General features: G+C 60.4%; 12 protein-coding genes. All 12 read left to right on the top strand.

Features of this window, described 5'->3' with window-relative positions; all coding sequences use genetic code 11:
- Positions 1-367 precede the first annotated feature (367 nt).
- On the top strand, positions 368-1,981 hold the full coding sequence (locus FHT76_RS12675) for a globin-coupled sensor protein (protein ID WP_183860758.1): 1,614 nt from the start codon (positions 368-370) through the stop codon (positions 1,979-1,981).
- A gap of 63 nt (positions 1,982-2,044) precedes the next feature.
- Positions 2,045-2,341 carry an STAS domain-containing protein gene (locus FHT76_RS12670; RefSeq protein ID WP_183860232.1) on the top strand — a complete coding sequence of 99 codons (297 nt, stop codon included), beginning with the start codon at positions 2,045-2,047 and terminating at the stop codon, positions 2,339-2,341.
- Positions 2,338-2,703, top strand: a complete 366-nt coding sequence (cheY1, locus tag FHT76_RS12665; RefSeq protein WP_007530053.1) for a chemotaxis response regulator CheY1 — start codon at positions 2,338-2,340, stop codon at positions 2,701-2,703. Before FHT76_RS12670 ends, cheY1 begins: the two co-directional genes overlap by 4 nt.
- A 17-nt stretch (positions 2,704-2,720) precedes the next feature.
- The gene (locus FHT76_RS12660; RefSeq protein ID WP_183860230.1) at positions 2,721-5,003 is read left to right on the top strand and encodes a chemotaxis protein CheA; all 2,283 of its coding nucleotides are present in this window, start codon (positions 2,721-2,723) and stop codon (positions 5,001-5,003) included.
- 4 nt (positions 5,004-5,007) lie between these two features.
- The gene (locus FHT76_RS12655) at positions 5,008-5,475 is read left to right on the top strand and encodes a chemotaxis protein CheW (protein ID WP_183752702.1); all 468 of its coding nucleotides are present in this window, start codon (positions 5,008-5,010) and stop codon (positions 5,473-5,475) included.
- Positions 5,472-6,383, top strand: a complete 912-nt coding sequence (cheR, locus tag FHT76_RS12650; protein WP_183860228.1) for a protein-glutamate O-methyltransferase CheR — start codon at positions 5,472-5,474, stop codon at positions 6,381-6,383. Before FHT76_RS12655 ends, cheR begins: the two co-directional genes overlap by 4 nt.
- Complete coding sequence (gene cheB / locus FHT76_RS12645; protein ID WP_183860226.1) at positions 6,380-7,423, top strand: protein-glutamate O-methylesterase CheB; 1,044 nt, start codon at positions 6,380-6,382, stop codon at positions 7,421-7,423. Before cheR ends, cheB begins: the two co-directional genes overlap by 4 nt.
- Positions 7,423-7,812 (top strand): response regulator, encoded by a 390-nt coding sequence (locus tag FHT76_RS12640; protein WP_007530058.1) that lies wholly within the window; start codon positions 7,423-7,425, stop codon positions 7,810-7,812. The genes cheB and FHT76_RS12640 overlap by 1 nt, the downstream gene beginning before the upstream one ends.
- Positions 7,809-8,363 carry a chemoreceptor glutamine deamidase CheD gene (gene cheD / locus FHT76_RS12635; protein WP_016552743.1) on the top strand — a complete coding sequence of 185 codons (555 nt, stop codon included), beginning with the start codon at positions 7,809-7,811 and terminating at the stop codon, positions 8,361-8,363. Before FHT76_RS12640 ends, cheD begins: the two co-directional genes overlap by 4 nt.
- A 17-nt stretch (positions 8,364-8,380) precedes the next feature.
- Positions 8,381-8,773 carry a hypothetical protein gene (locus tag FHT76_RS12630; protein WP_016552744.1) on the top strand — a complete coding sequence of 131 codons (393 nt, stop codon included), beginning with the start codon at positions 8,381-8,383 and terminating at the stop codon, positions 8,771-8,773.
- Positions 8,774-8,883: 110 nt separating this feature from the next.
- Positions 8,884-10,575, top strand: coding sequence for a flagellar basal-body MS-ring/collar protein FliF (fliF, locus tag FHT76_RS12625; RefSeq protein ID WP_183752696.1), 1,692 nt, complete (start codon positions 8,884-8,886; stop codon positions 10,573-10,575).
- A 375-nt stretch (positions 10,576-10,950) separates the two neighbouring features.
- On the top strand, positions 10,951-11,697 hold the full coding sequence (visN, locus tag FHT76_RS12620; protein WP_114711407.1) for a transcriptional regulator VisN: 747 nt from the start codon (positions 10,951-10,953) through the stop codon (positions 11,695-11,697).
- Positions 11,698-11,709 lie beyond the last annotated feature (12 nt).

The following is an 11,709-nucleotide window of genomic DNA, read 5'->3' as shown; positions in this document are numbered from 1 at the left end:
CTTGTAGCAGCGCGGCAACGCAAGCCCAGTAATTCGTAGATGGTTATTAGGGTCTGCCGGAAAGTCGACATTCATAAAATACGCATTAACCTTCAGGCAAGGAATTAACCATAAACATTGCATGACACGTCGGAATGGGAAAACTCACTCGTTCCCACCAGGCATGACGCCGCACCGCCGTACCGGTCAATCCGGAATCCATCTCTTCAAGTAGCTCCGAAGTAGAAACTACTGATCGGGAGGCTTCAGGCCGCCGGCGGCCGCCGGAGGCAAGCCATCAATCAGCAGTGTGCCTGCCGCTCGGAGCGGTAGAATTATGACGGGCACCCGCCCGGCATGTGGTTGGGGGCAGGCGTTGGGGCAGGAAATGCCATCAGATCAGGCACGAGGAGCGCAGGCAGGCAGCTTGCGCGACAGGCTGCGTTTTGCCGGTCTCGATGCCGAGCACTGCGACCTGGTGCGGCGTCGCCGCCTTGATCTCCAGCAATACCTGGCTGCTGGTCTGCGCGATCTTTTCCAGCGTTTTCAATCGTTTCCCGATGCGGCCCGGAACTTCGAGAGCGAGCGCCAGGTTGAGCGGCTCCACGATCTCCAGGCGTCACACTGGGACGTTTTGACGGATGCACGCTTTGACAGTCTTTATGCCGAGCGCGTGAAGGTTCTCTCGGATTCCGAAAGCAAGATGGGTCTTGACCCGCGCTGGCATGTCGCCGGCCATGGCGTCGTTCTCGAGCACATCATTGGCGGCCTCGCCGGCGAGCTCGCGGGACGTTCCTTCCTGCCGAGCGGCCGCCGTCGGGCAAAGGAAATCTCCGACCTCATGACCGCGGTCGTCCGCCTAGTGATGGTCGATGTCGAGATTGCAGTATCTTTGCGTTTCAATGCCTTGCGGGCTAGCCAGCAGCGCGCCCTTGCCGATCAGCGCAACCATGACAAGGCCGATATCACCCGCGTTTTCGCCGATGTCATCAACGGTCTTGTCAATCGCGACCTGACGGTCAGGGCAAACGTTGAGGAAGAGGGTGCCCATCGGGACATCGCGCAGGCACTCAACGGCGCCCTCGATGCCATTCAGTCCGAATTCCAGTCGATTGCCGAAAAGACTGCGGCCGCGGAAGCGTCGGTCGGGACGCTTGGCGATTCATCAAAGCAGTTTGCCGGCAATGCCTCCGCGCATGCCCAGCGGCTGCTCTCATCTGCGGCCGCCCTTGCCGATCTCTCGGAGAGCGTACGTCACGGTGCCGCGGGCAGCCGTGCTGCGGAGCAGGCGGCAGCGTCGACGCGCACGGCAGCCGAAGAGAGCGGCCAGGTCGTCGGTCGGGCAATCGCCGCCATGGCGGACATCGAGCAGTCGGCCGAAAGGATCGGGCAGATCATCGGAGCGATCGACGAGATCGCTTTCCAAACCAACCTTCTAGCGTTGAATGCCGGCATCGAAGCCGCTCGCGCCGGTGATTCCGGACGCGGCTTCGCGGTCGTGGCCCAGGAAGTGCGCGCCTTGGCGCAGCGTTCCGCGGATGCTGCGCGGGAGATCAAGACGCTTGTAAGCACCACCAAATCGCAGGTGGGTGCGGGCGTCCAAATGGTCGGCCGAACGCAGGATTCCATTGGCAACATCGTTCGTCAGGTCACCGACATCAACGCGGCGATTGCGGCGGTCGCCAATCAGGCGGGCGAGCATGCCGCAAACCTTGATCTGGTGACGACCGACGTCAAGGATCTCGGTGTTCAGATGACCGGCAGTGCTGCCTCGGCGACACAGTCCGCGGAACGCGCCGACGACCTGCATACCGTCATTGTCGAACTCGGCCAGACGATCCGCGAATTTCGAATTGCACGGCAAAATGCCGAAGCTGCGCGCTCTGCGCCGCTGTTGTCGGCGACGCTCGATGTCAGACGCCCTGTCGACGTCGTGGCCGAGGAAGACGATTTCGGATTTGTGCAGCCCGTCGCCTCGGTCGGAGGGCGGATTGTTTACTAACACACCAGTATATGAGCCCTGCTCACCTTCGGTGAGTGGGAACGAGGAGACAAGGACGAGCTGATGGCGGCAAGAAAAACTGGGAAGACGCTGAACCTGTCGGCGGTGCTTGATCTGAACGAAGCGACCACGCTTCGCGACAAGCTTGCTGCGTTGCGCGGCAACGATCTGGCCATCGACGCCTCTGCGGTTGAACGCGTCGGTGCGCTCAGCGCGCAGGTCCTGATGGCGGCTGCCAAAACCTGGGACCAGGACAAGCTGGCCTTCAAGTTCAGCAAGGCTTCGGACGCATTTCAGAAAACCATGCAGCTGATTGGTGTCGATATCCACCATCTGCTTGCCAAGGAGATCCGGCAATGAAGAAAAAAGTGCTTACCGTGGATGATTCACGGACCATCAGGAACATGCTTCTCGTCACCCTCAACAATGCAGGGTTCGAGACAATTCAGGCGGAAGACGGCGTCGAAGGCCTCGAGGTTCTGGAAGAATCCAACCCTGACGTCATCGTCACTGACATCAACATGCCGCGCCTAGACGGCTTCGGCTTTATCGAAGGCGTTCGCCGCAACGACAAGTACCGCGCGATCCCGATCCTGGTCCTGACAACCGAAAGCGATGCGGAAAAGAAGAACCGCGCGCGCCAGGCCGGTGCCACCGGCTGGATCGTCAAGCCGTTCGACCCTGCCAAGCTGATCGATGCCATTGAGCGCGTAACCGCTTAAACCCAGGATTTTCTCCTATGGATATGAACGAAATCAAAGAGATCTTTTTCCAGGAGTGCGAGGAGCAGCTCGCCGAACTGGAATCGGGTCTTCTGAAAATGAATGATGGCGATCGCGATCCGGAAACCGTCAATGCGGTGTTCCGTGCCGTCCATTCGATCAAGGGCGGCGCTGGCGCCTTTGGTCTGGATGATCTCGTCGCTTTCGCGCATGTGTTCGAGACCACACTTGATTGCGTTCGTTCCAACAAGCTTGAGCCGACCCAGGATGTCCTGAAGGTCATGCTGAAGTCGGCAGACGTCCTGGCCGATCTGACCAATGCTGCCCGCGATGGCGGCAGCGTCGATGAAAGCCGCAGCCGCGGCCTGGTAAAGGAACTGGAAGCGCTCGCCAACGGCGAGCTGCCGATGCCTTCCGCAGCCGTGGAAGCTCCAGCAGCAAAGCCGGCGCCGGTCGCCGCACCGGTTGCCGCCACTCCAGCACCCAAGCCCACCGATGATAGCGGCTTCCAGCCGATCCCCTTCTCCTTCGACGATTTCGGCGACGAAGAGGACGGTTCCGATCTGCCCGCCTACGAAATCACCTTCAAGCCGCGCTCGGACCTTTATTCGAAGGGCAACGACGCAACCCTCCTGCTGCGCGATCTCTCCCGCCTCGGCGAGATGAGCGTCTATTGCAACATGGATGAGCTTCCCGGCCTCGACGAACTCGATCCGGAAGCCGCTTATTTCTACTGGAACGTCACGCTCAAGACCGACAAGGGCGAGGACGCGATCCGCACGGTCTTCGAATTTGCCGAGTGGGATTGCGACCTGCAGATCTCTGCCGTCGAGGAAAAGGCGGCTGCCGCCGAGACCGAAGAACTGCCGATGATCCCGGTGCCCTTCGACCTGTCGATCCTCGACGACGGCGCGACCGGTGCGCCGGCCGAGCAGCCGAAGTCCGATGTTGCTGCCGCGGTTGCCGCCGCCGAAACAGCGTCCAACGTCACGCAGATGGCTGCTGCGGCTGCTCGCGTCGAGAAGAAGGAATCGGCTGCCGCTGCTGCCGCAAGTGCAGCTGCCGCCGCCCAGAACAACGCCGCTGCCGGTGCTGGCCAGACCATCCGCGTCGATCTCGACCGCGTCGACCGCCTCATCAACCTCGTCGGCGAGCTCGTCATCAATCAGGCGATGCTCTCGCAGAGCGTCATCGAAAATGACACGACCGGAACGTCATCCATCAACATGGGCCTCGAGGAGCTGCAGCAGCTCACCCGCGAGATCCAGGATTCGGTCATGGCGATCCGCGCCCAGCCGGTGAAGCCGGTCTTCCAGCGCATGTCGCGCATCGTCCGCGAAATCGCCGACATGACGGGCAAGACGATCCGCCTGATCACCGAAGGTGAAAACACCGAAGTCGACAAGACGGTTATCGACAAGCTGGCCGAGCCGCTGACGCATATGATCCGCAACGCCGTCGATCATGGCATCGAAACGCCGGAGAAGCGCGCTGCCAACGGCAAGAATGTTGAGGGTACGGTTCGCCTGACGGCAAAACACCGCTCGGGCCGCATCCTGATCGAACTGGCCGACGACGGCGCGGGCATCAATCGCGAGAAGGTGAAGCAGAAGGCGATCGCCAACGAGCTGATCCCGGCCGATGCCAACCTCACGGACGAGGAAATCGACAACCTGATCTTCCTGCCGGGCTTCTCGACGGCCGACAAGATCTCCGACATCTCCGGACGCGGTGTCGGGATGGACGTCGTCAAACGCTCGATCCAGGCGCTCGGCGGCCGCATCAACATCACTTCGCGGCCGGGGCAGGGCTCTGTCTTTACCATGAGCCTGCCGCTGACGCTCGCCGTTCTCGACGGCATGGTCGTCACTGTCGCCGGCCAGACGCTGGTCGTGCCGCTGACGGCAATCGTCGAGACCCTGCAGCCGGAAGCGTCCGCGATCCACTCCTTCGGCGCCAGCCATCGCCTGATCTCGATCCGCAACAGTTTCTGCCCGTTGGTCGATGTCGGTCGCATCCTGAACTTCCGGGCCACCCAGGCCAATCCGGTGGAAGGTGTCGCCCTTCTCGTCGAATCCGAAGGTGGCGGTCAGCGCGCCCTCATGGTCGATGCGATCCAGGGCCAGCGTCAGGTCGTCATCAAGAGCCTTGAAGCGAACTACACGCATGTTCCGGGCATCGCTGCGGCGACCATCCTCGGTGATGGCCGCGTGGCGCTTATCCTGGACGTCGATGCGGTCGTCGGCGCTTCGCGCGGTCAGGCCTTGAAGCCTGAAATGTCTCTGGCAGCAGCGGGATAGCATCATGTCTTATGCCGCAAAAAATCTGAGCGCCGGCAGTCGCGAGTTGATCGCCTTCCGCATCGGCGATCAGGAATTCTGCGTCGACATCATGTCGGTCCGCGAAATCCGAGGCTGGACGCCGGCCATGGCCATGCCGCACTCCCCATCTTACATGCGCGGTGTGATAAACCTTCGCGGTGCCGTCCTACCGATCATCGACCTGTCGGCGCGGCTCGGCATGAAGGCCACCGAGCCTACGCAGCGTCATGTCATCATTGTCGCGCAGGTGTGCCGCAAGGTGGTTGGGCTGCTCGTCGAAGCGGTATCCGACATCCTGACGGTGACGGATGAAAATGTGCAGCCGACGCCGGAGATCGCTTCCGAACTGCAGCGGCAGTTTGCGCGCGGCATCCTGGCGATCGACAAGCGCATGATCTGCCTGCTCGAACTCGACGCAATCTTCCCCGATACGGAAAGCGAAGCTGCATGAATGTCATGAGTGCAAAAGACGTGCGGCAGGGAAGCCCGGACGAGGTGCTGGCGAGCGGCGAGTATCCGCTGACTCGTCGCGACCTCACGGAAATCGCCGCGATGATCTACTCGGACGCAGGCATCTTCCTGAACGAGACGAAGGCCTCGCTCGTCTACTCGCGTCTGTCGAAGCACATCCGCAACCTCGGCCTGTCCGGATTTCGGGAGTATTGTGCACTCGTCTCCTCGCCGGCCGGCGCGGCGCCGCGTCGCGAAATGCTGTCGCATCTGACGACGAACTTCACGCGCTTCTTCCGCGAGAACCACCACTTCGAGCATCTTCGCGAGCATGTGCTGCCGGAGTTGTTGCAGCGCGCCAAGATGGGTGGTCGGGTCCGCATCTGGTCGGCCGCTTCCTCGGATGGCCAGGAGCCCTATTCGATCGCGTTGACGGTTCTGTCGATGATGCCCAACGTCGCCGACTACGACTTCAAGATCCTAGCCACCGATATCGATCCGAAGATCCTGGCGATTGCCCGCGCCGGAGCGTACGATGAGAGCGCGCTTGAAACCGTGTCGCCTGCCATGCGCAAGCAGTGGTTCAGCGAAGTCGAGGTGCAGGGCCGCCGCAAGTTCCAGGTCGATGACCGCGTCAAGCGCCTGATCACCTACAACGAGCTGAACCTGATGGCGCAGTGGCCGTTCAAGGGCAAGTTCGACGTCATCTTCTGTCGAAATGTTGTGATCTATTTCGACGAGCCGACTCAGATGAAGATCTGGTCGCGCTTCGCCGAATTGATGCCGGAAGGCGGCCACCTCTACATCGGCCATTCCGAGCGCGTCTCCGGCGACGCCAAGCACGTCTTCGACAATATCGGCATCACGACCTATCGCTATACGACCAAGGGCGTGGGGAGGAAGGCATGAGTGCACAGGCACGTGTTCTTGTCGTCGACGACTCCGCCACCATGCGTGGCCTGATCACCGCAGTTCTCAGCGCCGATCCCGAGGTCAACGTCATCGGCCAGGCCGGCGATGCCCTCGAGGCCCGCGAGGCAATCAAGAAGCTTAATCCCGACGTCGTTACCCTCGACATCGAGATGCCGAACATGAACGGCCTCGACTTTCTTGAGAAGATCATGCGGCTCCGCCCCATGCCCGTCATCATGGTTTCGACGCTCACCCATCGCGGCGCCGATGCCTCGCTGGCGGCGCTTGAAATCGGCGCGTTTGATTGCGTCGGTAAGCCGCTTCCGGGTGATGCACGCCCGTTCGGCGATCTCGCCGAAAAGGTGAAGGCAGCCGCCCGTTCGCAGCGCCGCCAATATACGCAGCCGACGCCGGTTGTACCGCCCCCTGCGGTTGCCGACTTTCGCGTCGGACGCAAGATTGTCGCCATCGGTTCGTCGACCGGCGGTGTCGAGGCGTTGATTGCCGTGCTGCAGAAGTTCCCGGCAAACTGCCCGCCGACCGTTATCACACAGCATATGCCGCCGACCTTCACGAAGAGCTTCGCGGAACGCCTGAACCGCCTTTGCGCGCCGGTCGTGCAGGAAGCAACAGACGGGGCACGTCTGGAGATCGGCAAGATCTACCTTGCCCCGGGCGGCGAACGCCATCTGCAGGTTGTCAACGCTCACGCGCCGTGCTGCCGCCTGATCGAGCGCGATCCGGTGAATGGTCACCGGCCGTCCGTCGACGTGCTGTTCGACTCGGTTGCCGAACTGGCGGGCCGCAACGCGGTCGGCGTGATCCTCACAGGCATGGGTCGCGACGGTGCCGCCGGCCTGTTGAAGATGCGCCATGCCGGCGCGCGTACGCTTGGCCAGAATGAAAAGACCTCAGTGGTCTACGGTATGCCGAGGGTCGCCTACGAGCTCGGCGCCGTCGAGCAGCAATTGCCGTTGAATGCCATCGGCGAAGAAATTTTGAAAATGACAGCCGCCCGAAAGGAAGGAACTGACTAATGTCTATCGCAGAGAAAATCAAAGTTCTGATTGTCGACGATCAGGTTACCAGCCGTCTGCTGCTCAGCGACGCTCTGACCCAGCTCGGCTTCAAGCAGATCACGGCCGCCGGCGACGGTGAGCAGGGCTTGAAGATCATGACCCAGCAGCCGCATCACCTCGTAATCTCCGACTTCAACATGCCGAAGATGGATGGCCTCGGCTTCCTTCAGGCGGTTCGCGCCAACCCGGCGACGAAGAAGGCGGCTTTCATCATTCTGACGGCACAGGGTGACCGCGCCCTCGTCACGAAGGCAGCGCAGCTTGGCGCCAACAACGTTCTCGCCAAGCCCTTCACGATCGAGAAGATGAAGGCGGCTATCGAAGCCGTATTTGGAGCATTGAAATGAATCTCGAGGTTGCGGCCCGCCGCGTCAATATCATCCAGGGCGAATGGAAGGTCCTGAATGATCCGAACGCGGTTCTGACGACCATCCTTGGATCGTGTGTGGCTGCATGCCTGCGAGATCCCGTGGCAGGCGTTGGAGGAATGAACCACTTCCTCCTGCCGGGGACAGGAAACACGCCGATGACGGGCGGCGACGCCACGCGCTATGGCGTCCATCTGATGGAATTGCTGATCAACGGCCTCCTGAAGCAGGGCGCGCGCCGCGACCGCCTAGAGGCCAAGATCTTCGGAGGGGCGAAGACGATCTCGACATTCTCGAATGTCGGCGAACAGAACGCCGCTTTCGCCGTGCAGTTCCTGAAGGATGAAGGCATTCCCGTCGTCGGCTCCAGTACCGGTGGTGACCACGGGCGCAAGCTCGAATATTGGCCCGTTTCCGGGCGCGCTCGGCAGTACCCGTTGACGGGTGCCGAAACGCAGAGAACGGTCGCGCTCGAGCAGCGTCCGGCCGCTCCGCAGAAACCTGTCGAAACAAGCATCGAATTCTTCTGAGGGCGAGGACAGTAGTAATGACCGTGAATGCCATGACAGAGCAGCCGTTGCCGGCCGAAGCCCTGCCTGAGATCCTGATGCGCATCGTCTCGGAATTGCATGACGTCGCCTACCTGATCGAGCGGATCGAGCCGCAACTCCTTGACGTTGGAGGAGGCGCCGAACTGCTGAACTCGCCGGAAAGCATGAAGGTCATGCAGGGCATTGACCTTGCCGTGCAGAAGACGCGCGGTCTCGCAGAATTCATCGACACCATCACCGGTGAAATCCCGCAGGACTGGGCGGTCGATGTTGCGACTGCATTGAGCCTCGTGAAACTCAGTGAAATGCAGCGTGCCCTGGGTGGTGCCAGACGTCATGGCAACGTGCAGCCGCTGGCGAAGGCAGCCGGAGACTTCGACTTCTTCTGATCCCGCATTTACTCGCACGATTTTACGAAACGCTCGCACAAGTTTCGGCATCTATCGTCGGACATGAGGCAATAAGCCTGCTTTGTCGGTGACGGTCGTGCGAGAACAGAATGAATCTGTTAAATCAATTAGTTCAAATTTTTAAGAACTTCAGTTCGCTAGGGCGGAATCGCCTGTTGGCGCTGGCTGGCGTGGGCGTCGTTTCTGTCGCGCTCATCCTGGGGGCGGCCCTTTTGGTCAATAAACCGGCCCAGGAAACCCTTTATGTCGGGCTTGATCAGCCGGATCTGAACCAGATCAGCATGGCGCTTGCCGAGGCAAATATCGGCTTCGAGGTAGGAACCGACGGCTCCAGCATCACGGTTCCGGCCGGCATGACCGGCAAGGCACGCCTCCTGCTCGCCGAGCGCGGTCTCCCGAACAGCGCCAACGCTGGCTACGAACTTTTCGACAACGTCGGCTCGCTCGGCCTGACGTCGTTCATGCAGGAGGTCACGCGCGTCCGCGCACTTGAGGGTGAGATTGGCCGAACGATCCAGTCGATCTCGGGCATCACCGCAGCGCGCGTCCACATCGTCATGCCCGAAGTCGGAAACTTCCGCAAAGCCGAGCAGAAGCCGACCGCTTCCGTCATGATCCGCGCAAGTGCCGCGACAGGCCGCACGGCAGCGACATCAATCCGTCATCTGGTTGCATCAGCTGTTCCCGGTCTTGATGTCGGCGATGTCACTATCCTCGATTCCGCCGGACAACTGCTCGCCTCTGGCGACGAGGCCAGCAACAGCTCGCTGAACCGCTCCCTGAACATCGTTCAGAACGTCCAGGGCGAAGTGGAATCCAATATCGACAAGGCGCTCGCACCGTTCCTCGGCATGGACAACTTCCGCTCCAGTGTCACCGCCGAACTGAATACCGACGCACAGCAGATCCAGGAAACGACCTACGATCCGGAATCGAAGGTCGAGCGCTCGATCCGCACGACCAAGGAAGCCTCGCAGTCGCAGCAGAAGCAGTCCGACAACGCGACAACTGTCGAGCAGAACATTCCGCAGGCAGCGCCCGACTCCGGCGGCCCTACCGGCCCGGAATCGCAGGACAAGTCTGACAAAAAGGAAGAGCAGACCAACTACGAAATCAACAGCAAGACGACCGCCACGACGCGCAACAGCTACAAGATCGAAAAGCTCTCCATCGCTGTCGTTGTCAACAAGGGCCGCATTGCTCAAATGGTCGGCGAGCCGGCTGACCAGGCGAAGATGGATGCCTACCTTGCTGAAATGCAGAAGATCGTGGCATCGGCAGCCGGCATAAGCACCAATCGCGGTGACGTCGTCACCGTCACGGCCATGGACTTCCTGGAGAACCAGCTTCTCGAGGAAACGGGCGGTGGCGTTCGCGTCATGGATATGTTGAGCCGCAACCTCGCCGGCATCATCAACTCTCTCGCCTTCGTCGCGGTTGCCTTCCTGGTGATCTGGATGGGTGTACGACCGATGGTTCGCAGCGTGACGGGCAGTGGTGCCGCCGTCCTCGGCGACACCTCGCCGGAAAGTGCTGGACTCGAACTTCCAGACTTCGCTCCAGCAGCGGGCGGTGGCGCCGGTGGCGCGCTGATGGATGGCTTCGGCTCGGACTTCGGCTTCGACAGTACCGAAGACCTGCTCAGCCTTGGCGACGACGACGGAAACTTCAATCGTCGCGTCAAGGAAGGTCCAGAACGCAAGCTGGCGCGCATGGTCGAGATCAACGAGGAACGCGCTGCGAAAATCCTCAGGAAATGGGCGGTCGACAACGCCGCATAAAGAGAGGCCGGGAGACCGGCCTTTTTCTTTGTCTACGCCTACACGGCGATCCTAGTCATCTTTTGCCATCGGTCGAATGCGGGCATGAAGATTTCTGAGGATAGACTTGACAGAGGCCGGATGTAGCCACGCGTTTTACGCGAATCGTATTGTCAGAATTCCCCGAATCACTTTAAATTAAGAATTCCTTAACAAGCGGAATTTGCGTGCGAATCAGGGCACAAAAAGCAGGTAATGTAAATCCCAAGAACTCGGAGATGGTGCATTATGCTACCTATCGTAATCTTGGGTGATTCGCGGAGAGGTCGTAATTTGTTCAGGAGCATGCGGATCAAGCTTCTGTCGTAAGTGGTTTACAGCCGCGGGGTTTTGCCTATGGATATGCATATATTGCAGGCTCTCAAGAGCGATACGCACAAGGCAAACTTTGTTGGCATTGCAGCGACAAACCTCTCTTCACGTGACGAGCTGATCGCGCAGCTTTGTGAGATCTCAAGCACGGGACGGTTGCAGCCGGGGCTGCGGGCGCTGACCGATTATGTCGGCGCTTCGCATTATCTCCTGGCGCGAGCGGACCTGGTGCAGGAAGCCGGCCTCGACTTCGTGGTCTCCTCCGACTGGCCATTCGATCTTGTCACCAACCTGGCGCATGCCTTCGTTGGCGGCTTCGCCCGCGCGACGGAGCTCGAAAAATGCATGCTGCTCTTCCAGCCGCATTTCGCCCTCCTACCGGATGAGGCCGACGCGCCTGATGGCGCGAGCCGTCAATACTGTTCGCTGATGTTCAACATCGGCCGTTCGCGCCTCGTGCTGATGTTCCTGTTTGACGACGGCTTCATCCTGTCACAGGAGCGGCTGCGGGACGTGGGACTTTTAACGGCTTACTTCGCAAGCTTCCTGCAGTGCGGCGCCACCAAGGCTGACCGGGACTTCGAACTGACCGATCGCGAACTGGAGTGCCTTTTCTGGATCGCCGAGGGAAAGACCAGCGACGAGATCGCGATGATCCTCGGTATCTCCCGCAACACCATCAACAACTACATCACCAGTGTCATGCGAAAGACGGCCACGAAGACTCGTTCCGAGGCCATCGCATTCGCGGTCAGGAATAATCTCGTCTAGGGGGACGGCGTT

The sequence above is a fragment of the Rhizobium sp. BK176 genome (assembly GCF_024808055.1).
The sequence above is the reverse complement of the archived record's forward strand: the minus strand, read 5'-3'. Positions and strand labels throughout refer to the sequence as shown.

Coding starts and splice junctions, on each gene's coding strand:
- visN (WP_114711407.1), top strand. CDS start 10,951: ATGGATATGCATATATTGCAGGCTCTCAAGAGCGATACGCACAAGGCA.
- FHT76_RS12660 (WP_183860230.1), top strand. CDS start 2,721: ATGGATATGAACGAAATCAAAGAGATCTTTTTCCAGGAGTGCGAGGAG.
- FHT76_RS12675 (WP_183860758.1), top strand. CDS start 368: ATGCCATCAGATCAGGCACGAGGAGCGCAGGCAGGCAGCTTGCGCGAC.
- cheY1 (WP_007530053.1), top strand. CDS start 2,338: ATGAAGAAAAAAGTGCTTACCGTGGATGATTCACGGACCATCAGGAAC.
- cheR (WP_183860228.1), top strand. CDS start 5,472: ATGAATGTCATGAGTGCAAAAGACGTGCGGCAGGGAAGCCCGGACGAG.
- FHT76_RS12655 (WP_183752702.1), top strand. CDS start 5,008: ATGTCTTATGCCGCAAAAAATCTGAGCGCCGGCAGTCGCGAGTTGATC.
- FHT76_RS12670 (WP_183860232.1), top strand. CDS start 2,045: ATGGCGGCAAGAAAAACTGGGAAGACGCTGAACCTGTCGGCGGTGCTT.
- fliF (WP_183752696.1), top strand. CDS start 8,884: ATGAATCTGTTAAATCAATTAGTTCAAATTTTTAAGAACTTCAGTTCG.
- FHT76_RS12640 (WP_007530058.1), top strand. CDS start 7,423: ATGTCTATCGCAGAGAAAATCAAAGTTCTGATTGTCGACGATCAGGTT.
- FHT76_RS12630 (WP_016552744.1), top strand. CDS start 8,381: ATGACCGTGAATGCCATGACAGAGCAGCCGTTGCCGGCCGAAGCCCTG.
- cheD (WP_016552743.1), top strand. CDS start 7,809: ATGAATCTCGAGGTTGCGGCCCGCCGCGTCAATATCATCCAGGGCGAA.
- cheB (WP_183860226.1), top strand. CDS start 6,380: ATGAGTGCACAGGCACGTGTTCTTGTCGTCGACGACTCCGCCACCATG.